The organism is Pseudomonas entomophila, from assembly GCF_018417595.1.
Taxonomy (GTDB): domain Bacteria; phylum Pseudomonadota; class Gammaproteobacteria; order Pseudomonadales; family Pseudomonadaceae; genus Aquipseudomonas; species Aquipseudomonas entomophila_C.
Map to the genome: position 1 here is coordinate 4309115 of NZ_CP070982.1, position 26432 is coordinate 4335546.

Annotated in this window: 16 protein-coding genes and 1 pseudogene; 8 read left to right on the forward strand and 9 right to left on the reverse strand. The window is 65.0% G+C overall.

The window, feature by feature from the left end; translation table 11 throughout:
- The first annotated feature begins 59 nt into the window (after positions 1-59).
- Positions 60-2246, forward strand: coding sequence for a patatin-like phospholipase family protein (locus JYG34_RS18725; RefSeq protein ID WP_213657806.1), 2187 nt, complete (start codon positions 60-62; stop codon positions 2244-2246).
- A gap of 32 nt (positions 2247-2278) precedes the next feature.
- Here the strand turns inward: JYG34_RS18725 and JYG34_RS18730 are convergent, their stop codons facing one another.
- On the reverse strand, positions 2279-2716 hold the full coding sequence (locus JYG34_RS18730; protein WP_213657807.1) for a MarR family transcriptional regulator: 438 nt from the start codon (positions 2714-2716) through the stop codon (positions 2279-2281).
- A 138-nt stretch (positions 2717-2854) separates the two neighbouring features.
- Positions 2855-5002 carry a DNA helicase RecQ gene (gene recQ, locus JYG34_RS18735; protein WP_213657808.1) on the reverse strand — a complete coding sequence of 716 codons (2148 nt, stop codon included), beginning with the start codon at positions 5000-5002 and terminating at the stop codon, positions 2855-2857.
- A gap of 244 nt (positions 5003-5246) precedes the next feature.
- On the opposite strand from recQ, the gene JYG34_RS18740 reads away from it, so the two are divergent.
- Entirely contained in the window at positions 5247-5834 is a 588-nt protein-coding gene (locus JYG34_RS18740) for a YecA family protein (protein WP_011535005.1), read from the forward strand.
- A gap of 8 nt (positions 5835-5842) precedes the next feature.
- Entirely contained in the window at positions 5843-6208 is a 366-nt protein-coding gene (locus JYG34_RS18745; protein ID WP_213657809.1) for a YbaN family protein, read from the forward strand.
- 69 nt (positions 6209-6277) lie between these two features.
- Here the strand turns inward: JYG34_RS18745 and JYG34_RS18750 are convergent, their stop codons facing one another.
- Positions 6278-13384, reverse strand: coding sequence for a retention module-containing protein (locus tag JYG34_RS18750; protein WP_213657810.1), 7107 nt, complete (start codon positions 13382-13384; stop codon positions 6278-6280).
- Positions 13385-13869: 485 nt separating this feature from the next.
- Here JYG34_RS18750 and JYG34_RS18755 point away from each other — a divergent pair, with 485 nt between their 5' ends.
- From JYG34_RS18755 to JYG34_RS18765, 3 genes are all read left to right on the forward strand, one after another.
- Positions 13870-15243, forward strand: coding sequence for a TolC family outer membrane protein (locus tag JYG34_RS18755; RefSeq protein WP_011535008.1), 1374 nt, complete (start codon positions 13870-13872; stop codon positions 15241-15243).
- A gap of 63 nt (positions 15244-15306) precedes the next feature.
- Positions 15307-17442 (forward strand): type I secretion system permease/ATPase, encoded by a 2136-nt coding sequence (locus JYG34_RS18760; RefSeq protein WP_213661221.1) that lies wholly within the window; start codon positions 15307-15309, stop codon positions 17440-17442.
- Between the two features lie 129 nt (positions 17443-17571).
- On the forward strand, positions 17572-18927 hold the full coding sequence (locus JYG34_RS18765; protein ID WP_213657811.1) for an HlyD family type I secretion periplasmic adaptor subunit: 1356 nt from the start codon (positions 17572-17574) through the stop codon (positions 18925-18927).
- A gap of 111 nt (positions 18928-19038) precedes the next feature.
- Here JYG34_RS18765 and JYG34_RS18770 read toward each other — a convergent pair whose 3' ends face one another.
- From JYG34_RS18770 to JYG34_RS18780, 4 genes and pseudogenes are all read right to left on the reverse strand, one after another.
- Entirely contained in the window at positions 19039-19638 is a 600-nt protein-coding gene (locus JYG34_RS18770; protein WP_213657812.1) for a tRNA-uridine aminocarboxypropyltransferase, read from the reverse strand.
- 123 nt (positions 19639-19761) lie between these two features.
- The gene (locus JYG34_RS18775) at positions 19762-20790 is read right to left on the reverse strand and encodes a methyl-accepting chemotaxis protein (protein WP_373694299.1); all 1029 of its coding nucleotides are present in this window, start codon (positions 20788-20790) and stop codon (positions 19762-19764) included.
- Positions 20791-21024: 234 nt separating this feature from the next.
- Positions 21025-21369: pseudogene (locus tag JYG34_RS26715) on the reverse strand (PAS domain-containing protein); the annotation flags it as partial.
- A gap of 98 nt (positions 21370-21467) precedes the next feature.
- Complete coding sequence (locus JYG34_RS18780; RefSeq protein ID WP_213657813.1) at positions 21468-22361, reverse strand: LysR family transcriptional regulator; 894 nt, start codon at positions 22359-22361, stop codon at positions 21468-21470.
- A gap of 226 nt (positions 22362-22587) precedes the next feature.
- Between JYG34_RS18780 and speB the strand changes: the two genes are divergently transcribed.
- The gene (gene speB / locus JYG34_RS18785; RefSeq protein ID WP_213657814.1) at positions 22588-23538 is read left to right on the forward strand and encodes an agmatinase; all 951 of its coding nucleotides are present in this window, start codon (positions 22588-22590) and stop codon (positions 23536-23538) included.
- Between the two features lie 247 nt (positions 23539-23785).
- Entirely contained in the window at positions 23786-25165 is a 1380-nt protein-coding gene (locus JYG34_RS18790) for a sodium:solute symporter (RefSeq protein WP_213657815.1), read from the forward strand.
- A 79-nt stretch (positions 25166-25244) separates the two neighbouring features.
- On the opposite strand, the gene JYG34_RS26475 is transcribed toward JYG34_RS18790, so the two are convergent.
- Together JYG34_RS26475 and ptrR are read right to left on the reverse strand one after the other, a co-directional pair.
- Complete coding sequence (locus tag JYG34_RS26475; protein ID WP_256660254.1) at positions 25245-25373, reverse strand: PA1414 family protein; 129 nt, start codon at positions 25371-25373, stop codon at positions 25245-25247.
- 124 nt (positions 25374-25497) lie between these two features.
- Positions 25498-26391, reverse strand: a complete 894-nt coding sequence (gene ptrR / locus JYG34_RS18795; RefSeq protein WP_213657816.1) for a putrescine utilization regulator PtrR — start codon at positions 26389-26391, stop codon at positions 25498-25500.
- Positions 26392-26432 lie beyond the last annotated feature (41 nt).

Below are 26432 nucleotides of genomic sequence, written 5' to 3' on the forward strand. Positions count from 1 at the left end.
ATCTCCAGGGAGGGGGCCGCTTATACTAGCGGTCTTTGCCCCCTGGTTTGAGACTCACGATGCGCCGCCTGCTGTTCTGCCTTTTGCTGACGCTCACCTCCCTCACCGTGCTGGCCGCCGAACAGGCCCGGCCGAAAATCGGCCTGGTGCTGTCTGGTGGTGCTGCCCGCGGCATTGCCCACATCGGCGTGCTCAAGGCCCTGGAAGAACAAGGGGTGCGCATCGATGCCATCGCCGGCACCAGCATGGGCGCGGTGGTCGGCGGACTGTACGCCTCCGGCTACAGTGTCGAGGAGCTGGAAAAGCTGGCGACCACCCTGGACTGGCAACAAGCACTGTCGGACGCGCCGCCGCGCAAGGACGTGCCCTTTCGCCGCAAGCAGGACGACCGCGACTTTCTCGTGAAGCAGAAGCTGAGCTTTCGCGACGACGGCAGCCTGGGCCTGCCGCTGGGCGTGATCCAGGGCCAGAACCTGGCACTGCTGCTGGAAAGCAAGCTGGCCCATACGGCCGACATCCGCGACTTCGACAAACTGCCCATCCCCTTCCGCGCGGTGGCCACCGACATCGCCAGCGGCGAGAAGGTGGTGTTCCGCCGCGGCCACCTGCCGAGGGTGATACGCGCCAGCATGTCGATCCCCGCGGTGTTCGCCCCGGTGGAGCTCGACGGGCGTCTGCTGGTGGATGGTGGCATGACCGACAACATCCCGCTGGATGTGGTGCGCGAAATGGGCGTGGACCTGGCCATCGTCGTCGATATCGGCACCCCGCTGCGCAACCGCAAGCAGCTGGCCACGGTGGTCGATGTGCTCAACCAGTCGATCACCCTGATGACCCGGCGCAACTCCGAAGAACAACTGGCCAGCCTGCGCCGCGAAGACATTCTGGTGCAACCGTCACTGGCGAGCTTCGGCGTCACCGATTTCGGCCGTGCCCATGACATGATCGATGCCGGCTACCGCGCCACCGTCGCACTGGCGCCACGCCTGGCCGGGCTGCGCCAGCCCGAGGCCGACAGCAACCTGGCGATGGCCCGTTCGCCCCGCCAGCGCACCCCGGTCATCACCGCGATCAAGGTGGAGAACGATTCCAAGGTCAGCGACGACGTGATCCGCTACTACATCCGCCAGCCTATCGGCGAGCCGCTGGAGCTCGACCGCCTGCAGACCGACATGGGCACCCTGTACGGGCTGGACTACTTCGACCAGGTGCAATACCGCGTGGTGCACAAAGGCGACGACAACACCCTGGTGATCAATGCTCGCGGTCGACGCGGTGGCACCGACTACCTGCGCCTGGGCCTGAACCTGTCCGACGACCTGCGTGGCGACAGCGCTTTCAACCTGGGGGCCAGCTACCGGGTCAACGGCATCAACCGCCTTGGCGCCGAATGGTTGACCCGCGCCCAGATCGGCGACCAGCAGGAGTTGTATACCGAGTTCTATCAGCCGCTGGATGTCGGTTCGCGCTACTTCATTGCGCCCTACCTCGACTTCGGCTCGCAGAACGTCGAGGCCACCCTCGACAACGACCCGGTCGCCGAGTACCGCCTGGAGCGCTATGGGTTCGGCCTCAATGTCGGGCGGCAGATCGGCACCTATGGCGAGGTGCGCCTGGGCGTGGGCAAGGCCTGGGGCGAGGCCGACGTTCGCATCGGCGACCAGGACCTGCCCAAAGTCAGCTTCGACGAAGGGTTCTATGAGCTCAAGTATTCCTTCGACACCTTCGACAACGTCTACTTCCCCCACAGCGGCGAGGACATTGGCCTGACGGTGCGCAAGTACGACAAGGCGCTGGACTCGGACCAGAGCTACCGACAGTGGCTGTTCAACCTGGACAAAGCGTTCAGCAGCGGACCGAACACCCTGGTGCTGGGGGGCAAGTACGGGCGCACGCTGGATGAAGCCGAGGTGGTCACCTCGAGCTTCGTGTTCGGTGGCGCGCGGCAGCTGTCGGGCTTTCGCCAGGACTCGGTCTCCGGGCAGAACATGAGCTTGCTGCGCATGGTCTACTACCGCCGCCTGACGCCGCGCGCCTATCTGCCGCTGGACTTCCCGCTGTATATCGGCGGGTCACTGGAGCGTGGGCGGGCGTGGAACAACGACAACGAGTTCGACAGCGGCTACATCAATGCGGCGAGTGTGTTCCTGGGACTGGAAACGCCGCTGGGGCCGTTGAACCTGAGTTATGGGGCCAACAATGCCCATGAGCGGGCGGTATACCTGAACCTGGGGCATACCTTCTGAGCTGCAAGCTTGCAGCTTGTGGCTTGTGGCAGTCAGGACTTTTCGAGGTTACCGAGGATCTTCGCATGCACCCGCATGCACACTTCCAGGTCAGCCTCGTCGACCCCGGTGAACAGCTCGGCGCGCAAGGCGTTGGCGATGGTCTCGATCTGGTCGATCAGCGGCTTGGCCGGCGGGCACAGCAGGATCTTCTTGGCACGGCGGTCTTCCATCACCGCCTGGCGGCGCACCAGGCCCTGGCCTTCCAGGCTGTCCAGCAGGCGGGCCAGGGTCGGGCCTTCGACGCCGACACTCTGGGCCAGCTCACGCTGGGTGGGGGCCTCGTCGAAACGCGCCAGGTGCAGCAGCACCAGCCAACGCGCCTGGGAGAGGTTGAGCCCGGCCAGGCGGCGGTCCAGTTCGGCGCGCCAACCCCGGGACATCTGGGCCAGCTGCATGCCGAAGCGGTGTTGGTTGTCGGTCAGGGGCATAAGCAACTCATTGAATAGAACTAATTATTAGTCAGCTAACCATGCCCCGGCCGATCAGGCAACATTCAGCCGAGTGGAAACGTCGGATAATCCGACCGGGGCATGACAAAGGTCAGCAAATGGCGTAAATGCCGGCTATCAGAGCCCGAACTCCACCGCCAACGCCGCCCTGACGCAATACAAGACACCTTCCGGCACCCGCGCGCCGAACAGCGGCGCCACGGCAGAAACCGGTGGCAGCTCGCCCTCGCCATCGAGGAAGGCATCCTGCACTTCCATCATCAGGTCTTCCGGCAGATCCAGCGCCTGCTCCAGGCCCAGCTCCTGGCGGCCGATGGCTTCGGCAAGCAGGCTGTAGACATTCTTCTCGCTGCAATTGAGCTGCCCGGCGATCTGCGCTGGGGTCATGCCGGCGCGGGCCAGGCTGACCAGCTCGTGGCGCAGGTCCAGCACCACCTTGGGCGCCTCCTCCGTGCCACCACTGCCATTGAGCACTTCGAGGAACGCCTGGCCGTAGCGCTCCAGCTTGCGCGCGCCGACGCCGCTGACCTGGGCCATGTCGCTGAGGCTGGTGGGCATGCTGCGCAGCATCTCCAGCAGGGTCGAGTCGGGGAAGATGACGTAGGGCGGCACGCTGTGCTCCTCGGCCAGCTTGCGCCGCAGGGTGCGCAACGCCTCCCACAGCTCGCGCTCCTCGGCGCGCACCAGCTGGCTGGCCGGGCTGCCGCCACTGCCGCCGGAGGCCTTGGCCACCGTCTGCGGCTTGAGGTCGCGGCGCAGCTGCAGCGTCACTTCGCCACGCAGCAGCGGCCGGCAGCTGTCGGACAGGCGCAGGCCGCCGTAGCCTTCCAGGTCGATATCCACCAGGCCGCGCGCCACCAGCTGGCGAAACAGCGAGCGCCACTCCGCCTCGGCCAACGGCTTGCCGACACCGAATACCGACAGTTTCTCGTGACCGAAATTGCGCACCTTCTCGGTGTCCTTGCCCAGCAGCACATCGACCAGGTGGCCCACGCCATAACGCTGGCCGGTGCGGAACACAGTCGACAAGGCCTGGCGCGCAGGCTCGGTGGCATCCCAGGTCTGCACCTGGTCGACGCAGTTGTCGCAATGGCCGCAGGGCTGCTCCAGCACTTCATCGAAGTAGGCCAGCAGCGACTGGCGGCGGCAGCGGGTTTCCTCGCACAGGGCCAGCATGGCGTCGAGCTTGTGCTGCTCGATGCGTTTGTGGCGCTCGTCGCCCTCGGAATTTTGCAGCATCTGCTTGAGCATCACCATGTCCTGCAGGCCGTAGGCCATCCAGGCGTCCGACGGCAGGCCGTCACGGCCGGCACGGCCGGTTTCCTGGTAATAGGCCTCGAGCGATTTGGGCAGGTCGAGGTGGGCGACGAAGCGCACGTTGGGCTTGTCGATGCCCATGCCGAAGGCGATGGTGGCGACCATGATCAAGCCTTCCTCGTTGAGGAAGCGATGCTGGTTGGCCGCACGGGTCTCGGCGGCCAGGCCCGCGTGATACGGCAGCGCCGGGAAGCCCTGGTCGCAAAGAAACGCGGCGGTCTCGTCGACCTTCTTGCGCGACAGGCAGTAGACAATGCCGGCGTTGCCGCGTCGTTCGCCGAGAAACGCCATCAACTGCTTGCGCGGCGACTCCTTGGGCACGATGCGGTAGAAGATGTTCGGCCGGTCGAAGCTCGACAGGAAGCGCTCGGCGCCCTGCAGGTGCAGGCGCTGGACGATCTCCTCGCGGGTACGCATGTCGGCGGTGGCGGTCAGGGCGATGCGCGGCACATGGGGGAACAGCTCGGCGAGCTGGCCCAGTTGCAGGTATTCCGGGCGGAAGTCGTGGCCCCATTGCGAAACACAGTGGGCTTCGTCGATGGCGAACAGGGCAATGTCGAGGCCACGCAGGAATTCCAGCATGCGCGGCTGCACCAGGCGCTCCGGCGCCAGGTAGAGCATCTTCACCTCGCCACGGCGCAGGCGCCCGGCCAGGTCGCGCTGCTGCTCGGCGCTGAGGGTGGAGTTCAGCGCGGCGGCGGCCACGCCCAGCTCGTCGAGGGTGGCGACCTGGTCGTCCATCAGCGCGATCAGCGGTGATACCACCACCGTCAAGCCCGGGCGCAGCAAGCCCGGCACCTGGAAGCACAGCGACTTGCCGCCGCCGGTGGGCATCAGCACCAGGGCGTCGCCGCCCCCTGCCACACATTCGATGATCGCAGCCTGGCGCCCGCGGAAACTGTCGTAACCGAAGACATCCTTGAGGACGCGCTGAGCCTGTTCGAGCATTTGCCACTCCAAAATCGCCGTACCAACCCCGAGTCAGGCTGGACGATAAATCCACCGCGCGCGCAGCGAATGCGTAAGCGGTTTTTGCCGGATGGCGCGAAAACGCCGGCCAGCACGAAAAAGCGCGAAGTATACCCGACTGCCACGTCACCCGGCATGCCCCGGTGACAGACGTTCCCTTTGCCCCCCAAGCGCCGCAAGGTGCTAGAATTCACCATCGTTTATTCCCCAAGGTAGCCCTGTAATGTCCTTCGCCGAGCAACTGACCCGCCTGCAAGCCTTCCTCGACGCCGATGAGCTGCACGAAGAAGCGCTGGACTACGTCGCCGCACACGGCTACCTGACCGCGCTGTCGATCTGCTCGGAGGAAGTTCCAGAACGCGAATGGATCGACGCGCTGTTCGCCGAAGAGCCGCACTACACCAGCGATGCCCAGCGCACCGAGATCGAAGCCACCCTGGTCGCGCTCAAGGGCCACATCGCCCGCCAGCTGGCCAGCGACGAGGAATTCGACCTGCCCTGCGACCTGGACCTGACCGACGAGCCGGACGATTCCGACCTGCGCGGCTGGTGCATCGGCTTCATGGAGGGCGTGTTCCTGCGTGAAGAGGCCTGGTTCGAGAACGCCGAGGAAGAAGTCAGCGAGATGCTGCTCCCGATCATGGTCGGTTCCGGCCTGTTCGACGAGCAGCCGGAGTTCGAGGACATCGCCAAGAACGCCAACCTGCAGGACGACATGATCGTGCAGATCCCCGAGGCGCTGAGTGCGCTGTTCCTGCTGCTGCATGCCCCGGACGAGAAACCTGCCCTGCTCAAGCCGCGCCACCACTGATCGACGTGGTGCGCTACCTGCTGCTGGCCATCGGCTGGCTCAGTGTCGCGCTGGGGGTGGCGGGGATCTTCCTGCCGGTGTTGCCCACCACCCCATTCCTGCTGCTGGCCGCGGCCTGCTTTGCCCGCAGCTCGCCGCGCTTCCATGATTGGCTGGTCAACCACCCCAGGCTTGGCCCATGGATTCGCGACTACCTCAGTGGCGAAGGCATTCCGCTCAAGGGCAAGGTCTACGCCATCGGCCTGATGTGGGCGAGCATCAGCCTGTCGTGCTATCTAGTGCCGCTGTTCTGGGCGCGTGCGTTCATGCTGACCAGCGCGGTGCTGGTCAGCGCCTGGATTCTCAAGCAGAAGACGCTGCACCGGCCGGGCTGAGCACTAAACCTGCGGGGGACGCCCCAACTTGCCGGACTGTGCTGTCCCACAGGATCCCTGCAACCACTCTCACACTGTATCCACCTTCAACGAATGGTCATTGAGCATGCCGTTGATGATGGTCGCCGTGTCATGTCCCGAGGCGACCACCCCGCCCGCTCCGGCCGTCACCCCATAATGCTGCGCCAGGTCGACCCCGGCCAGGTCGATGGTCTGGGTCGGCGCCGCGCCGGCGACACTGCTGACCTCGATGGTCGAGACCACATTGCTGCCGGTGCCGCTGACCTTGAAGTGCAGGTAGTCGTCCAGCGAGGCGCTGCTGGCGTTCTCGCCCTGCAACAGCTGTGACAGGTCAAGGCGATCACTGCCCGGGGTAAAGTCGGTCACGGTGTCATGACCGCTGTCCCCCTTCTGCCAGACGAATGTGTCGTTGCCGCTGCCACCGGTCAGCGTGTCGTCCCCCGGCCCACCAACCAGCGTGTCATTGCCGCCCCCACCCTTGAGCACATCGTTGCCCGCGCCACCGTTGAGCACATTGTCGCCGTCGTTGCCGATCAGCGTGTCGTTGTACTCCGAGCCAATCAGGTTCTCGATGCTGGCCAGGGTGTCCACACCAGCCCCCTGGGTGTTCTGCGGGCCGGCCTGCCCCAGGTCCACCACCACGCCAGCCCCGGCCTTGGCGAAGCTGACCGTGTCGCTGCCCAGGCCACCGTCCAGCAAGTCGTTGCCCGGCCCCGCGATCAGCAGGTCGTTGCCCTCTCCCCCGTACAAATGATCATTGCCGGTTCCCGCCACCAGCACATCATTGCCAGCGCCACCGTTCAGGGTGTTGTCGCCGCCCCCTGCCAGCAGCACATCATCACCTGCCGTACCGTCGAGCACATGGCCGGGCTGGTAGGTGATATCGACGTTACCGGTGGCCGTGCCGCCGTGACCGTCGCTGACGGTGTAGGTGTCATGCAGCACATCGTTGACCGCGTTGCTGTAGTCCACCACCAGGCTCAGCTTGTAGTTCTCGGCGGCCTTGCTGTTACCCGAGGCGTTGTCGGTGTTGACCAGGTGGATGCTGTACACCCCATCATGGGCGGCGGTGAAGCTGCCGCCATCGGCGATGCCCTGGTAGCTGCCACCGGCCTCCTTCCACTCCATCATCAGGTTGCCGGCGGGGCGGTCATGGTCGAGGGTGAGGGTTTCGCCCTTGCGCAAGGTGACGGTCAGCGTGTCCTCATCGTTGGCATTGCTGTTGCTGATCATGCCGAGGTAGCCCGCCACCACCAGCGCCGCGGTCATGGTCCCGGACAGGCTGGTGAACTCGCTGCGCGCCAGGTCGCGGAACTGGTTCTCGGCCTTGTTGGGCGTGCCGTCGAACTGAAGGGTCTGGGCCTGGGCGCCGGCGGTGAAGCCTGCGCCCTTGTCGGCGAAGCCGGTGTTGAACGAGGTAGGCGCAGCGCTCAACCGGTCATGGTCGGCATCGCTGTCGTTGGCCAGCAATGCTTCAACCGGCACGCTGAGCGTGGCGCCACTGATGTTGGTGATGATGTGATCGGGGGCGGCCACAGGTGCGGCATTGCCGTTGATGTTCACGGTCAGCGTGGCGCTGCTGGTGTCCCCGTCGTTGTCACTGGCGGTGAAGGTGAACTTCTCCACCTGGCCGGCACCGCCGTCCTTCGGCGGCGTGTAGGTGAATTCGCCGGTATCCATGTTCACCTGCAAGGTGCCACCGAGGCTGGTCTTGATGCCGAGGCTGTTGCCGACCGTGTCGAACACAGCCTTGTCCACGCCGCCGCTGGCGGCATAGCCCCCCTGCCCGGCATTGGCCTTTGGATCGTAGGTGTAGCTGGTGCCGTCCACCACCAGTGCCTTGATGAAACCGCCATCGGCGCCGAAGTCGCCACCGCTGATGAGGCTGCCGGTGATGGGCGCCCCCTGCACGGTGCCGGAAAGCACCGCACCCAGTTGGTTGAGGTCGGTGACCACCACCGCGTTGGTGTCGGTGTGGCTGCTGCCATCATAGGCCAGCGGGTCGAGGTTGCCGGCATTCACGCCACTGCCCATGCCGACGGCGAAGGACTTGATGCCATTGTCGTCGAGGAAGGTTTCCCAGGTGGTTTCGCGGACAGCGGTGATCGAGTGACCACCGCTGGGCTCGCCGTCCGAGAAGAAGTAGCTGACATTCTGCGCCCCCACCAGCTTGCCCGAGCTGACGAAGGCTTCCTGGGCCTTGGTTGCAGCCGAGTCGTAGTAGGTCGAGCCACCCGCCGTGAGCCCGGCGATCAGGCTCTTGGCCTCGCCGATCGAGACCCACACCGGGGTCTGCATCGTCGCGCCAGTGGAGAAGGTGACGATCTGCACCTTGATCTCACCCATGTCATCGTACTTGTCGAGCAAGGTGTTGATGGCCTGCTTGGCCAGCTCCAGGCGTGTCAGGCCGGGGACGCCAGACCCCGTGTTCATGCTGCTGGAGACGTCGATCACCAGCAGGATGTTGGAGTCCACCTGGCCCGGGGTGATGCTGCGCACCGCGCTTTCGGCCTTCGGCACGTCGTCGACGATGTTGATGGCGATCGTGCTGGTGACGCTGTTGCCCAGCGCATCGGTAGCCTTGTAAGTGAACTGTTCGATGACCGTATTGGCACCGTCGTTCGCACCACCCGGCGTTTTCGGCGCCGAGGTCAGGGTATAGGTGTAGGAGCCGTCGGCATTCAACTGGATCTGGCCATATTGACCCGTGGCGTTACCCACCAGGCTATAGGTCAGGGCGCCAAATCCGCCGCTGACCGAGCCCACCAGGCTGCCGGAAGCGGTTTCGCCGCTGGAACCCGGCTCGCTGCCGGTCACGCTGCCAGCTGCCAGGTCGTTGCCATCCTTGTGCAAGTCCAGTGCCTTTTCGTAGACCGTGACGTCGCTGTCCTGGCTGGCGACCAGTTGGCTGTTCTGCACGCTGATACGGATGACGGCGGTGCTCTCGTCACCATCGGCATCACGGAGGGTGTAGACGAAACTGTCGGCGGCCCATGGCGGCAACACGCTGTCGGGGTTGGCGTGGTAGGTGGCGTTGCCCTGGGCATCGAGGGTCAGGTAGCCGTACAGCCCGGTGATCGGCTCGCCCAGATGGCCACTGGCCGAGGTCGAAGTGTCGTGGCCGAAACGCACACCCACCACGTACTGGCCATCGCCGCGCACATCGGCGCCGATCACATCGTTGGCCAGTACATTGCCGCTGATGTTGCCGCCCTGCTGCACACCGGCGAAATCGTTCTGCGCCCTGGGCACATCGTCGACGATGCTGATGACGATGGTGCTGGTGGAGGTATTGCCCAGCGAATCCTTCACCTGGTAGGTGAAGCTTTCAGTCACGGTGTTCGGGCCGTCGTTCACGTGATTGGGCGAGTTCGGTGCCGACGTCAGGGTGTAGGTGTAGGAGCCATCTGCGTTCAACTGGATCTGACCGAATTGGCCCAAGGCATTGCCTACCAGGCTGTAGGTCAAGCCCCCCAAGCCACCGCTGACCGATCCCACGAGCGAACCGGAGGCGGTTTCCGCAGTGGAACCGGGCTCACTGCCGGTGATATGGCCTGCCGCCAGGTCACTGCCATCCTTGTACAGGTCGAGGGCCTTCTCGAAGACCTTGACCTCATCGTCGACCGTGGCCAGCAACTTGCTGTCCTGCACGTTGATGGTGATGGTGGTGGTGCTTTCGTCGCCATCGGCATCGCGGATGGTGTAGACGAAGTGGTCGGTGGCCCACGGTGGCAGCACGCTGTTGGGGTTGGCGTGGTAGGTGCCATTGCCCTGGGCGTCGAGGGTCAGGTAGCCGTACAGGCCCTGGATCGGGTCGCCGACATGGCCGATGGCGGAGGTCGAGGTGTCGTGGCCGAAGCGCACACCGACCACATACTGGCCGTCACCGCGGCCATCGGCGCCGATCACATCGTTGGCCAGTACATTGCCGCTGACGCTGCCGCCCTGGCTGACGTCGGCGAAGTCGCAATGGGCCTTGGGCACATCGTCGACGATGCTGATGACGATGGTGCTGGTGGTGGCGTTGCCGAGCGAATCCTTCACTTGATAGGTGAAGCTTTCGGTCACGATGTTCGGGCCGTCATTCACATGATTGGGCGAGTTCGGTGCCGATGTCAGGGTATAGGTGTACGAGCCGTCCGCATTCAGCTGGATCTGACCGTATTGCCCTACCGCATTGCCGACCAGGCTGTAGGTCAAGGTGCCCACACCGCCGCTGACCGAGCCAGCCAGCGAGCCGGATGCCGTTTCTGCGGTTGAACCAGGATTGCTGCCGGTGACCGTGCCCGCAGCCAGGTCATTGCCATCCTTGCTCAGGTCGAGGGCTTTCTCGAAAACCTTCACTTCGTCGTCGACACCCGCCAGCAACTTGCTGTCTTGCACGTTGATGGTAATGGTGGCGGTGCTCTCGTCACCGTCGGCGTCACGGATGGTGTAGACGAAGGTGTCGCTGGCCCACTGCGGCAGATCCTGGTTGACGTAGGCGTGGTAGGTGCCCATGCCCTGGGCATCGAGGACCAGGTAACCGTACAGGCCCTGGATCTGCTCGCCCACGTGCCCGCTGGCCGAAGTCGAGGTGTCGTGCCCGACGCGCACGCCGACCACGTACTGGCCATCACTGCGGCCATCGGCGCCGATCACATCGTTGGCCAGCACATTGCCGCTGACACTGCCGCCTTCGGTGACATCGGCGAAGTCGCAATGCGCCCTGGGCACATCGTCGACGATGCTCACATCGAGGGTGCCGCTGGCGCTGCTGCCATCGGTATCCACGGCACTGACGGCGAACTGCTCGAGCAGGCTGTTGGCGCCCTGGCCGGTGGCATGGCCCTCGTTGTCCAGCAACTGGTAGGTGTAGCTCACCACGCCGGTCGCCGGATCATAGCCGGTGATGGTCAGGGTGTTGCCCAATGGTGTGGTGATCGACTGTGGGAAACCTGCGGGAGCGCCGCCACTCACCACTGTGATACCCGCCACGGTCAGGGTCTGCAGGCCGTCGAGGGCGGTCACGCTGAACGTGCCGCCCTGGGTCAACGCGCCTGGGTTGGGGGCACTGCCATCGGAGAGGTTTTTCTCGTAGACCTTCAGCTCGCCACCTTCCACACCGAGGCCACCCAGGGTCACCGGGTCATTGAGGTTGGTGACGTTGAGGGTCAGGGTCGCCGTGCTGGTGTCGCCGTCGGCATCCTTCAGCGTGTAGGTGAATTGCTCCACGCCGTTGCCGCCGCCGTGCAGGTTCTTGAAGTCGGCGTCGTCGGGGTTGAGGGTGTAGGTGTAGGAACCGTCCGCCGCCAGCACCAGGGTGCCGTAGGTGCCGACGAAGGTACCGGCCACGACTGGGCCACTGGGAATGCGGTCGGCGCCCTGGATATCGTTGCCCAGCACATTGCCGCTCAGTTCCAGATGCTGTTCGGTGGCGGTCACCGGGTTGTTGTCGTTCACCGCCTTGGGCGCATCGTCGACGATGTTCACGTCCAGGGTGCCGTTGGCGCTGCTGCCGTCGGTGTCGGTGGCCGTGACGGTGAAATGCTCGCTGAGCCCATTGGCATCCGAGGCTGCGTGCAAGGTGTAGCTGTAGCTGACCACGCCGGTCGCCGGGTTGTAGCCGGTGATGGTCAGGGTGTTGCCCAGTGCCGTGGTGATCGACTGCGGGAAGCCCGCCACCACACCACCGCCAACCACGCTGATGCCGCCCACGCTGAGGGTCTGCAGGCCATCCGGCGCGGTAAGCGTGAACGTGCCGCTCTGGGTCAGCGCGCCTGGGTTCGGTGCGCTGCCGTCGGCGAGGTGCTTCTCGAACACCGTCAGTTCGCCGCCCTCCACACCCAGGCCACCGAGGGTCACCGGGTCGTTGAGGTTACCGACGTTGAGGGTCAGGACCGCTGTGCTGGTATCGCCATCGGCGTCCTTCAGCGTGTAGGTGAATTGCTCCACGCCGTTGCCGCCGCCGTGCAGGTTCTTGAAGTCGGTGTCGCCGGGGTTGAGGGTGTAGGTGTAGGAACCGTCCGCCGCCAGCACCAGGGTGCCGTAGGTACCGACGAAGGTACCGGCCACGACCGGGCCACTGGGGATGCGGTCGGCGCCCTGGATATCATTGCCCAGCACATTGCCGCTCAGTTCCAGATGCTGTTCGGTGGCGGTCACCGGGTTGCTGTCGTCCACTGCCTTGGGGGCGTCGTCACGAATGATCACATCCAGGGAGCCGCTGGCGACATCGCCGTCGGTATCGCTAGCCAGTACGGGGAAGTGCTCACCGACCGTTGCATCGCCATTCGGGTGCTGCTCGGCACCTGTCAGGGTGTAGCTGTAGCTGACCACACCGGTCGCCGGGTTGTAGCCGGTGGTGGTGAGCAGGTTGCCGAGCCCGGTCACGATCGAGTGACCCACACCGGTCACGCTGCCTGCGGTGACCACATTGATGCCGCCGACACTGAGGTTGAACACACCATCCGGCGCCACGACGGTGAAACTGCCGGACTGGGTCAGTGCCGCCGGATGGCTCGTCGAGCCCTGGGGCAGATTGGCTTCGTTCAGGGACAGTTCACCTGGCTGGGCGTTCAAGCCATTGAGCGTGACGGGCTTGTCCACCACCTCGGGAACGGGGGTGGGTGACGCAGCGACTACCGGCGCCCCCTCATCATTGTGCGGGTCCTGTTCGCCAAGGTAACGGTTGTCCAGTTCGGGGATGCCATTGAATCCCGCTGTGGGAAAACCGATGTTGGGATCGACCCGTGCCGCCACTTCGGTCAGCAGCACGAAACTGTGCCCGCCCCCCAGTTCGCCATTGAAGGCACCATGGTGCCCACCCGCCGCTGGCGCTTCGCCTTCCTTGGTCGGGTCGGCCCCTGCGGCAATGGCCCGTTGCATCCGCTCGACATCACTGAGCAGTGCATCGCTGGGCGCCGTATTCGGTGCATGGGCAGGTTGCGAGTGGCTGGCCAACAGCTCCGGGCTCAGTGCCAGGCTGCTGTCGCGCCCGAGGGTCAACAAACCGCCGTTCTGCAAACGCACGGCCACCGCGCCGGCGGCCCCCGTTTCCAGCTGTTCGCCGGCGAACAGGCGATCGCCCTCCACCACCAGCCGACGATGGCCATCACCCTCCACTGCGAATACCTGGCCGACGACCTTGCTGACCACACCGAGTAACTTAGCCATGAGCGCACGCCTCCCCTGCCGATGGGTTTCTCGCAGTCCAAGGCTGGCGGGTCATGCATGCAACGCCCGACGCACATGGCAGCCGGATCGTTGCTGTCACGTGCGTGGGTAATCACGCTCCCTGTGACGACTTCCGCGATAGCGGTACTGGACAATGGCCATCATTCGATGCCAAATTTTTGTCGCCAAATTCCGCTTTCGCCTTCCTCCCCTGCTTCCTTAGCTGCAAAAAATATGGATCTTTCTCCGAGGCCCGAAAAACGCCTGTCCCAGCCGGTTCCCGTAACCACTTGAAGGAAACAATGTCGCGAATTCCTTAGACCGCATAAGTTTTTTTTCGCATATATCTTATGAAAATTTCTTCTTAGCTCGCCTTATAAATGTTCTTAGCTCTGTTGTTACAAACCTGAAACGGTTTGATTCTTATATTTCGTCATTTTATTGGCGATCGCAGGACATTTTTTGAGACCAGGGAGAAGTACCCCATGCGCGTTTTAACCCCCATCACCAGTGCGATTTTGTTGGCCATGGCGTGTGCCAACACTCAGGCGATGTCGATTACCGAGGCCGTCCAGAGCGCCGTGGACCAGCATCCTGAAATCAGTGCCAGCCGCAACAGCCGACTGTCCGCCGACGAGGATGTGAAATTCGCCCGCGGGGGGTACTACCCGACCGTCGACCTGGTGGCCGGGTATGGCCGGCAGCGTTCGGACAACACCAATACCCGTGGTTTCAATGCCGACGGCACGCGCAACCACAACAAGGAAACACTGAACTACACCCAGTCCGAACTGCGCCTGCGGCAGATGCTGTTCGACGGCTTCAACACCGCCAACGAAGTCGGCCGCACCGAGGCGGTCGCCACATCGCGCGCCTACTACACCCAGGCCACCGCCGAAACCGTGGCGCTGCGTGCCATCGAGGTCTACCTCGAAGTGCTCAAGCGCCGCGAACTGGTGACCCTGGCCAAGAACAACCTGCAGGCGCACCTGCGGGTCAACGACCAGATCGGCCTGCGCAGCGAGCGCGGCGTGGGCAGCACCGCCGACCTCGACCAGTCCCGCGCCCGTCGCGCCCTGGCCGAGAACAACCTGGACACCGCCGAGGTCGACCTGGCCGATGCCGAAGCCAACTTCTTCAGTGTGATCGGGCGCATGCCCGACGAACTGGAAGCCCCGGCCACCATCAAGGGCGAAGTCCCGACCGACCTGCAGGGCGCGCGCCAGGGCATGCTGGAGAACAACCCCTACCTCAAGTCGGCCCAGGCCGATGTGCAGTCGGCCGAGCAACAATACGAAGTGGCCAAGTCGCCCTTCTACCCGCGCCTCGACGCAGTGCTGGCCACCGGCGCCAACAACAACATCGGCGGCCAGAAAGGGCACGACAACAACGACTGGCAGGCCGGCGTCGAGCTCAGCTACAACCTGTTCCGCGGCGGCAGCGACAAGGCCCGCCTGCAATCCGACGCGCACAAGATCAACCAGGCCATGGACATCCGCAACAATGCCCTGCGCGAGCTGAACGAAAACCTCAGCCTGGCCTGGAACGCCATGAACAATGCGCGCAAGCAGCTACCTAGCGCGCGCGAATACGCCGAGACCACCCAACGCGTGCGCGCCGCCTACCAGGACCAGTTCGGCCTGGGCCAGCGCACCCTGCTCGATGTGCTCGACAGCGAAAACGAGCTGTACAACGCCAACCGGCGCTACACCGAAGTGCGCTACACCGAAGAGTTCTCCATGTACCGCCTGCTGGCCAACATGGGTGAGCTGCTGAGCAAGCAGCGCATCTCGTTGCCGCCGGAAGCCATTGCCAAGACCGAAGTGCGCAACGAGGCGAGGTTGCCCGACATGCGTTGAGGTCCGCCGCACCAGGCTGCCCGCCAGCGTCCAACGCGACAGGAGTAGGCCATCGTGACCAGTATGCAAAGCGCGCAACCGCGCCTGGATGTGGATGATCCGTTGCTCGATGGCCTGCTGATCCTGTGCAAGCTGCACGGCTGCCCCGCCAGCCGCGCCAGCCTGTGCAGTGGCCTGCCGCTGGCCGACCAGCGCCTGGGCCTGGCCCTGCTGCCGCGCGCGGCCGCCAAGGCCGGGTTGCAGGCACGGGTGCTGCACCGCGAGCTGGACGCCATTTCGGCGCTCAACCTGCCGGTCTTGCTGATGCTCAACGACGGCCGCAGTGCGGTGCTGCAACGTTGGGGCGACAACGGCCGGGCGCTGCTGCTGCCCTGCGAGGCCGAAGGCGGCGAGCAGTGGGTCGAGCGCGAGGCGCTGGCCGAGGCCTACAGCGGCCAGGCCCTGTTCGCCCGTCCGCGTCATTCTCTGGAGGAGGTGCGCGCCCCGCTGCTACCGCGGGTCAACGCCTGGTTCCGCGATACCCTGCGCCACTCCCGCTGGCTGTATGGCGATGCCCTGCTGGCCAGCCTGCTGATCAACCTGCTGGGGCTGATGGTGCCCCTGTTCGTGATGCAGACCTACGACCGCGTGGTGCCCAACCAGGCACTGTCGACCCTGTGGGTGCTGGTCGCCGGCCTGTTCATCGGCACCGCTTTCGAACTGGTGCTGCGCATGGTCCGCGCCCACCTGCTCGACCAGGCCGGCAAGAAAACCGACCTGATCCTCTCCGCCACCCTGTTCGAACGCATCACCGGCATGAGCATGAAAGCCCGCCCCGCCACCATCGGTGGCTTCGCGCAAAGCATCCATGACTTCCAGGGCCTGCGCGAATTCCTCACCGCGGTCACCCTGACCAGCATCATCGACCTGCCCTTCGTCGCCCTGATGCTGCTGGTGATCGGCCTGCTCGGTGGCTGGCTGGTGTTGATCCCGTTGATCGCCTTCCCGGTGGCCATGGGCCTGGCGCTGTTCATCCAGGTGCGCCTGCGCGACACCGTGCAGAAGAGCCTGAGCCTGGGCGCCGTGCGCCAGGCCCTGCTGATCGAGACCCTCGGCGGCCTGGAAACCCTCAAGGCCTGCGGCGCCGAAAGCGAGCGCCAGTACCAGTGGGAGCACACCAACGGCGCCATCGCCCGCCTCGATGCCCACGCCCGCAACCTGTCAGCCCTGGCCAGCAACGGCACACTGTTCATCCAGCAGTTCTGCGGCATGGCCACCATCGTCGCCGGGGTGTACAGCATCATTGCCGGCAACCTGAGTGTCGGCGCCCTGGTCGCCAGCTACATGCTCGGCAGCCGTGTGCTCGCGCCGCTCGGGCAGATCGCCGGGCTGATCACCCGCTACCAGCAGGCACAACTGACCATGCGCAGTACCGACGCGCTGATGAGCCTGCCCCAGGAACGCCAACCTGAACACCAGGCGCTGGATCACACCACGCTGCAGGGCGGCGTGAGCATCAGCCACGCCACCTTCCGCTATGCCGGGCAAGCCGCCCCGGCGCTCAATGACGTCAACTGCGTGCTCAAGCCTGGCGAACGCATCGGCATCATCGGCCGCAGCGGCTCGGGCAAGAGCACCCTGGCGCGGCTGCTGATGGGCTTCCACCACCCCGACGAAGGCCAGGTGCTGCTGGACAACCTCGACCTGCGCCAGCTGGACATCGCCGACCTGCGCAACCAGCTGGGCTACGTGGCCCACGACCTGCCGCTGCTGGCCGGCAGCCTGCGCGACAACCTCACCCTGGGCGCGCGCCATGTCAGTGATGCGCGCATGCTCGAGGTGGCCGAGCTGACCGGCGTCAGCGAACTGGCCCGCCAGCACCCGCAAGGCTTCGACCGCCCGGTGGGCGAGCGTGGCCAACTGCTTTCCGGCGGCCAGCGCCAGGCGGTGCTGCTGGCCCGGGCACTGCTGCTGGAGCCACCAATCCTGATTCTCGACGAGCCCACCAGCCACATGGACAACAGCAGTGAAGAGCAACTGCGCCAGCGCCTGCTCGCCTGGGTGCCGGGCAAGACCCTGCTGCTGGTCACCCACCGCACCTCGATGCTCAGCCTGGTGGATCGGTTGCTGGTGCTGGACAACGGCAAGATCGTTGCCGACGGGCCGAAGGACGCGGTGATCGATGCGTTGCGCAAAGGCCGTATCGGCGCCGCACTGTAAGACTTTCAGACAGTTTGGCCGCTGTGGGAACGGGCTTGCCCGCGAATGCGTCGGTGAATCCAACATGGCTTTCGCGGGCAAGCCCGCTCCCACAGGGCTCCGCGTTGACCCCATCAATGGAGGTAGGGCATGCCCATCATCCACAGCATACGCAGCTACCTCCGTGGCACCGACAAGCGCGCCGAACGCGACTACATGCCGGAACTGGCCGGCGCCACCCTGCAGGATTCACCGAGCCTGTCACGCCTGACCGTGTGGCTGACCGCGATCCTGCTATTGGTGGCGCTGGCCTGGGCCCACTTCGCGGTGCTCGACGAAGTCACCGTCGGCGAGGGCAAGGCCATCCCCTCGAGCAAGGTGCAGGTGATACAGAACCTCGAGGGCGGCATCGTCACCGAGATCTTCGTGCGCGAGGGACAGATGGTGGACAAGGGCGCCACCCTGCTGCGCCTGGACGACACCCGTTTCAAGTCGAACAAAGGCGAAAGCGAAGCCGACCGCTACGCCCTCACCGCCCAGGTCGAGCGCCTGTCGGCGGAGTCCGAAGGCCGCCCCTTCACGCTGTCGGATGAAGTACGTGCCAAGGCACCGCAAGTGGCCGAGGACGAAGCCGCCCTGTACGACTCGCGCCAGCGCCGCCTGGCCAGCGAGAAACAGACCCTCAACGAGCAACTGCGGCAGAAGACCCAGGAACTCGCCGAGTTCCGCTCCAAGGTCGATCAATACCGTTCTGCCTTGGGCCTGCTGCAGCAGGAGCTGGACATGTCCTCGCCGCTGGTGGGCAAAGGCGCCATCTCACCGGTGGAGATCCTGCGCCTCAAGCAACGCACCGTCGAAGCCCGCGGCCAGCTCAACGCCACCAGCCTGGCGATCCCCCGCGCCGAAGCCGCGGTGGCGGAGATCAGGAGCAAGATCCAGGAAGCCGACGCCGGCTTTCGCTCCGACGCCGCCAAGGAACTCAATGACAAGCGCACGGAGCTTTCGAAGATCACCGCCACCAGCATCGCCATCGACGACCGGGTCAACCGCACCACCGTGGTGTCGCCGGTGCGCGGCATCGTCAAGCTGCTCAAGGTCAATACCATCGGCGGGGTGGTGCAGCCCGGCAGCGACCTGGTGGAGATCGTGCCGATCGAGGATAACCTGCTGATCGAAGCCAAGGTGCGGCCGCAGGATGTGGCCTTCCTGCACCCGGGGCAAACGGCGATGGTCAAGTTCAGCGCCTATGACTACACCATCTACGGCGGGCTCAAAGCCAAGCTGGAGCTGATCGGCGCCGACACAGTCACCGATGACAAGGGCAATGCGTTCTACCTGATCCAGGTGCGTACGGAGAAAAACCATCTGGGTGGGGATAACAAGCCGCTGCTGATCATCCCGGGGATGGTGGCCACGGTGGATATCATCACCGGGCAGAAGAGCGTGCTGGATTACCTGTTGAAGCCGGTGTTGAAAGCACGAACAGAGGCGTTGCGGGAGCGGTAGTTGCCTGTAGGAGCGGCTTCAGCCGCGATGCAGGCGGCGCGGTTCCTGGCACCCGCTGCGCGGGTGATCGCGGCTGAAGCCGCTCCTACAGGTCATGGGCGGGCCTGGCGCTCAGCCCTGCCCATGATTCCGTTGAAACGTCTCGGCCCCCATGGCTTCGATCTGCCCCTCGATCAACGCCTCGAACGGCTGGAGCAAGGCATCGAACGACACAGGCGCCTCCAGCACGTTCAACGCCTGCACCACCGCCTCCAGCGTCGACAGGGCGCCCGGCTCCGGTGCCTTGCGCAAGCGGTAGCGCGATGGCGGGACGTCGCCCAGCGTCACCCGCGGCAGCGCCTCCAGCAGCGGGTTCAGGTACAGCATCTTGCGCGCCTTGCGCCAGGTGCCATCGGGGACGATCAGCAGCAGCGGCAGATCGTCATCGTTTCCATAAGCCTGCAAGACTTCGGCCCTCTCGCCAGGGAACAGCAGCACCGGTCGATAGCCCGGCGTGGCCAGCAAATCCTGCAGGTCGTCGAACACCTCGCCGACTCGCAGTTGCGCATTGGCCAGGCCAAGGGCCGCCAGCCGTGCAGTGTTGAGGGCATGCGAGGTTTCGCTGGGATGCTGCAAGACGACCACCCGGGTGCGGCTGTCGAGGTGCGGGATCAGTGGGCAGAGGCAATGGGCGAGCGGGCGCTGGCAGCGCTCGCAGCGAGGTCTGGACATGAGGGGCTCCTTCGGGCGCGTAGTTTGCCACAGGGTTGCGGTGAGGCTGCAACCTGAGGCTGACGCAGCCCATCGCCAGCAAGCGGGCTCCTCGGCAGGAGCCGGCTTGCCGGCGAACAGGCCTCAACGATTGAACCGCTCCGCCAGGCTGTGCAGGTATTCCGCCATACGCTCCAGGTCCTGGCTGATCTCGGCGCCCTGCTTGGCCTGCCCGGCACTTTCATCGCACAGGTGGGCGATGCGCACGATCTGCTGGTTGATATCTTCGGCCACATGGCTCTGCTGCTCGGACGCCGTGGCCATCTGCTGGCTCATGCCGGTGATGCGGCTGACCGCCTGGGCAATGCCGGCCAGCGCCTCCTGCACGGCCTCGACACTGTGCACACTGTCCTGGGAGATCTGCTGGCCACGGCTGGCACTGGCCACCGCACGGTCGGCGCCGCTGCGCAGGCTGGCAATGATGTGATGGATCTCCTCGGTCGAAGTACGGGTGCGCTGGGCCAGCGAGCGGACCTCGTCGGCGACCACCGCGAAGCCCCGGCCCTGCTCGCCAGCCCGCGCCGCCTCGATGGCGGCATTGAGCGCCAGCAGGTTGGTCTGCTCGGCAATCGAGGTGATCACATCCACCACGCCGCCGATCGACTGGGTCTGCTCGGCCAGCGCATTGACCGCCTGGCCGATATCGCCGACCGCCTCGCGCATGCTGCCCATCGCCCGCAGGCTCTGCTCGGCCAGCTCGCTACCCTGCTGGGCGAGGTGATCGGCGTCGCTGGCGGCATGGGCCGTACTCTGCACATTGTGGGTAACCTGCTGGATGGTCGCGGCCATCTGCGCGATGGCCGTGGCCGACTGGTCAGTCTCGCTGCGCTGGCGGTCGAGCATCTGCGCCTGGGCACCGGACAGGTCCGAGGACTGCGCGGCCCGTGACTTGACCCCGACCCCGGCATCCACCAAGCGCGTCAGCGCGGTCTGCAGGCGCGCCTCTTCGCTGATGATGGCCAGGTCGAGCTGGCCCTGCAGGCCGGGGTTGTCACTGTAGGTCAGGGCCACCAGCGGGCTGGTGAACGCCTTGGGGTGCTCTTCGAGCGTGCGGCGGATGGCCTGGTTCTGCCGGTGCTCGACCAGGTACCAGGCCGCCAGCAGGCTGGCCATCAGCACCCCGAGCGCCGCGTACGCGGGCAGCCAGAGATAGGCGGCGGCCGACAGCAGGCCAGCGCCGATCAGCGGCCAGCCATGCCCGACGCCGTGGCCCAGGCGGGCCGCCAGAGGCACCGGAGACCGGCCGGCGCGCAAGCGCGCATAAAGATTCTCGGCGCGACGGATCTGCTCACGGGTCGGCACCGAGCGCACCGACTCGTAGCCGCTGATGCGGCCATTCTCGTAGATCGCCGTGACATAGGCGCTGACCCAATAGAAATCACCGTTCTTGGCGCGGTTCTTGACCACGCCCATCCAGGGCTTGCCTTGCTTGATGGTGTCCCACATATGGCCGAAGACCGCCGGCGGCATGTCGGGATGACGCACCAGGTTGTGTGGCTGGCCCACCAGTTCGTCGTAGGTGAAACCGCTGATGGCCACGAATGCGTCGTTGCAGTAGGTGATGCGGCTGTTCAGGTCGGTGGTGGAAATCAGCCGCTGGTGTTGGGGGAAGGTTCTTTCGTGCTCAGTGACGGGCAAATTCATGCGCATCGTTGGCGGTCCCTTGCTTATCCAGATGAATGGAAAAATCATCAAAGCAAGTAGATGTTTAGCAGAAGGCCATCACGTCAGCGGTCAAGTTTTGTAGGAAATTTACTCAACCTGACAGAATGTGCTGAACAGGGCCTGGGTCAGCCTACGTTGAGCTGGCTCTTGAGCAGGTCGCGGAACGTCTGGATCAAGGGTTCCCGGCTACGACCACGGCGGATGATCAGGGAAAACGGCGCCTGGTAACCAAAGGTGGCCGGCGACAATACGCGCAGGTCGCCTTTGTCGACCCAGGCCTGGGCATAGTGCTCGGGCAGGTAGCCGATGTAGGCGCCGGAGAGAATCAGAATCAGCTGCGCTTCCATACTCTCCACCGTTGCCGCGCTGTGCTTGAAGCCATGCCGGGCCAGTTCGGCCTGGCTCCAGTAACCACGCCCGACCATGCGTTGCTGGGTGATCACCGGCTCGGGAATGCGCCGTTCGGCGAACAGCGGGTGGCGGCTGCTGCAGTACAGCCAGTGCTGCTCGCGGTACAACGGCTGGTAGACCAGGCCGCTCATGCGCGAGGAAAAGGCGCCGATGGCCAGGTCCAGGCGGTTGTCCTGCACCCCCAGTTGCAACTCGTAGGGGCTGGAAACCGACAGATGCAAGTGCACCGCCGGGTGCTCCTGGCTATAGGCGCCGATGGCTTCGGCCAACGGCAGGGCGCGGTCGCCGACAGTGGAGTCGATCACCCCCAGGTTCAGGGTGCCGCGCAGCTCCCCCTTGAGCGCCGCCGCGTATTGTTCGAAGCCGTCCAGCTCGCCCAGCAGGCGCAGTGTTTCCTGGTGGAACAGTTCGCCCTTGCTGGTCAGGCTGAAGCCGCCCCGGCCGCGGTGGCAGAGCACGATGCCCAGGGCGCTTTCCAGCTGGCTCATGTAGGTGCTGATGGCCGAGGTCGACAGGTTGAGGTCGCGCTGGGCGTTGGCGAACCCCTGGTGGCGCACCACGCTGGCGAAGATGCGCAGCAGTTTCAGGTCGGGCAGCGATGAGGCCATGGGGCGATGGGTCCGCGGGCTGGAAATGGCCAGAGTCTAACCCGCCTGCACGCCGATAGTTCAGAAATTCCTGAAGTAAGTATTTGTCGGTAGCGATTCTTCCCGGGCACTACCTTGCGCAGACTGCGGCGAAATGTCCCTGTCCGCCGAGATGACCCGATCATTCAGGCGCGCGGTGGCACAGGTTCGAACAAACAGAACAATCGACCGACTGATGAGGCCCACCGTGGACAAGATTCTCCACCAACCACTGGGCGGCAACGAAATGCCGCGTTTCGGCGGCATCGCCACCATGCTTCGCCTGCCCCACCTGCAAAGCGCCGCGGGCCTGGATGCCGCCTTCATCGGCGTGCCCCTGGACATCGGCACCTCGCTGCGCTCGGGCACCCGCTTCGGCCCGCGGCAGATCCGCGCCGAGTCGGTGATGATCCGCCCGTACAACATGGCCACCGGCGCCGCCCCGTTCGACTCGCTGTCGGTGGCCGACATCGGTGACGTAGCGATCAACACCTTCAACCTGCTCGACGCGGTGCGCATCATCGAGCAAGCCTACGACGAGATCGTCGAGCACAATGTCATCCCGCTGACCCTGGGTGGCGACCACACCATCACCCTGCCGATCCTGCGTGCCCTGCACAAGAAGCACGGCAAGATCGGCCTGGTGCACATCGATGCCCACGCCGACGTCAACGACCACATGTTCGGCGAGAAGATCGCCCACGGCACCACCTTCCGCCGCGCGGTGGAAGAAGGCCTGCTCGATTGCGACCGCGTGGTGCAGATCGGCCTGCGCGCCCAGGGCTATACCGCCGACGACTTCAACTGGAGCCGCCGCCAGGGCTTCCGTGTGGTGCAGGCCGAAGAGTGCTGGCACAAGTCGCTGGAACCGCTGATGGCCGAAGTGCGTGAAAAAGTCGGGGGCGGCCCGGTGTACCTGTCGTTCGACATCGACGGCATCGACCCGGCCTGGGCGCCTGGCACCGGTACCCCGGAGATCGGCGGCTTGACCACCATCCAGGCGATGGAGATCATCCGCGGCTGCCACGGCCTGGACCTGATCGGCTGTGACCTGGTCGAAGTCTCCCCACCCTACGACACCACCGGCAACACCTCGTTGCTGGGTGCCAACCTGTTGTTCGAAATGCTCTGCGTGCTGCCAGGCGTGGTGCGTCGTTAAGGCGGCCCCCCCTGTAGGAGCGGCTTCAGCCGCGATCACCCGCAAAGCGGGTGCCACACACCGTGGTGCCTGCTTCGCGGCTGAAGCCGCTCCTACAGGTTAGTGACAGGCGCCCTAAAAGTTTGACCCCGGCAGGAGCCATTCGGGAGGGCCATAGAGGCCCGCCAACACACGACAGGACCGCCGGGCGCCTTGCACCGTCCGGACGGCCGATCTCGCCATAATAAAGATAATCGGGAGACCCCCAATGGCCTTGGACATCATCGTTGTACTGATCTATGCCGTCGGCATGCTCGGGCTTGGCTGGTACGGCATGCGCCGGGCGAAGACCCATGAGGACTACCTGGTGGCCGGGCGCAACCTCGGCCCGACCCTGTACATGGGCACCATGGCCACCACCGTGCTCGGCGGCGCCTCCACGGTCGGTACCGTGCGCCTGGGCTATGTCCACGGCATCTCCGGCTTCTGGCTGTGCGCCGCGCTGGGCCTGGGGATCATCGCCCTCAACCTGTTCCTCGCCAAACCCCTGCTGCGCCTGAAGATCTTCACCGTGACGCAAGTGCTGGAGCGCCGCTACAACCCCATGGCGCGCCAGGCCAGCGCGGCGATCATGCTCGCCTACGCACTGATGATCGGCGTCACCTCGACCCTGGCCATGGGCACCGTGCTGCAGGTGCTGCTCGACGTGCCGTTCTGGATGGCGCTGCTGTTCGGCGGCGGCGTGGTGGTGGTGTACTCGACCATCGGCGGCATGTGGTCGCTGACCCTGACCGACATCGTCCAGTTCATCATCAAGACCGTGGGCCTGATGTTCATCCTGCTGCCGGTGTGCCTGTACAAGGCCGGTGGCTGGGACACCCTGGTGGCCAAGCTGCCGGCGGCCAGCTTCAGCTGGACCACCATCGGCTGGGACACCATCATCACCTACTTCCTGATCTACTTCTTCGGCATCCTGATCGGCCAGGACATCTGGCAGCGGGTGTTCACCGCCCGTGACGAGAAGGTCTGCCAGCGCGCCGGCACCACCGCGGGTATCTATTGCGTGCTGTACGGCCTGGCCTGCGCCATGATCGGCATGGCCGCCCACGTGCTGATGCCGGACCTGGCCAACCCGAACAACGCCTTCGCCGAAATGATCAAGGGCCAGCTGCCTGAAGGTATCCGTGGCCTGCTGATGGCCGCCGCCCTGGCCGCGATGATGTCCACCGCCAGCGCCGGCCTGCTGGCCGCCTCGACCACCCTGACCGAAGACCTGCTGCCCAAGCTGCGCGGCGGCAAGCAGTCGAGCCTGGGCGTCAACCGCCTGTTCACCCTGCTCACCGGCCTGGTGGTGCTGGGCATTGCCCTGGCGGTGAACGATGTGATCAGCGCCCTGACCCTGGCCTACAACCTGCTGGTCGGCGGCATGCTGATCCCGCTGATGGGGGCGATCTTCTGGAAGCGCGCCACCACCGCCGGCGCCATCGCCAGCATGTCGCTGGGCTTCGCCACTGCGCTGTTCTTCATGTTCAAGGATGGCCTGGACGCCAACTCGCCGATCTACTACAGCCTGGCCGTCGGCCTGGTGAGCTTCGTGGTGGTCAGCCTGGCCTCGCGCAAGCCGGTGACGGCCGTCAACCTCGCCTGACGTGCTCGCCGGCTTGCCGGCGAAGCAGAAACGCAAAAGGCCGCCGCATCGTGCAGATGCGGCGGCCTTTTGCCTGGTTTCAGCGGCGACGCGGCTGGCGCTTGCGCTGTTCTTCGTCGGTTGGAATCGGCACCGGCTGCAGCGGTGGCGGGAGCAAGCCCAGGGCGACGGCGAGGTCGTGGAGCCAGTTATACATGCGTTGGTTCATAATGCCCCCTTGACGGGTCAGCCTCACGGTCAATCGATTCTGCGATGCTTCATACAGATCATAGACCTATGTCCTGTACTGCGCATGCCTACGATCTTACAGATATGGGCGATTTTGACCCGAATCAAGCGGACGCCGCAGCATCCGACGGCCGGTCAATCGTTTCGCTTTGTTGCAAATCGATCCACGCTTGCAGATTGGCACCGCGCATGCCCTGGCGCCACATCAACCAGGTCACGGCGTGATCGAAGGGTGCCTGCAACCGATGCACGCGCACCCGGTCACGCCCGGGCAGGCTGTCGAGCATCGATTGCGCCATCAGCGCCACGCCCGCCCCCGCGATCACACACGCCAGCATGCTCTGGTACGACTCGATTTCCATCACCCGGCCCATGGGCGTGTGGGCATGGGCGTACCAGGCTTCCAGGCGCATGCGGTACGAGCAGCCCTGGCGGAAGGTGAATACCGCCTTGCCGGCGACATCCTTGGCAGTGTGCACTGGCGGATGCTCGGGGCTGGTGATCAGCACCAGCGTCTCGTCGCACAGCGGTATGCCATCCAAGCCCGCCAGGTTGAGCGGGCCGTCCACCAACGCCGCGTCCATCCGGTGGCTCAGCACGCCTTCCAACAGTTCGCCGCTGGGCGCCGCCTGGACTTGCAGGTTCACCTGCGGATACGCCTGATGGTAGCGCGCCAGCAGCGCCGGCAAGTGGATAGCCGCCGTGCTGTACATGGTGCCGAGCACGAAGTCCCCCGCCGGCTGACCGCCTTGCACCGCGGCCATCGCCTCGTCGCGCAGGTTGGCCAGGCGGTTGGCGTAGTCCAGCAGCACCTTGCCGGCCGGCGACAGCTGCAGGCGTTGGCGTTCGCGCAGGAACAGCTCCACCCCCAGTTGCTCTTCGAGCTGGCGCAGGCGCGTGGACAGGTTCGACGGCACCCGGTGCAGGCGCTCGGCGGCGCGGGTGACCGAACCTTCTTCGGCCACGGCCTGGAAGATGCGCAGTTGGCTGAACTCCATAACCTTCTCCAAAACAGAATAACTTGATCATCATTATTCAA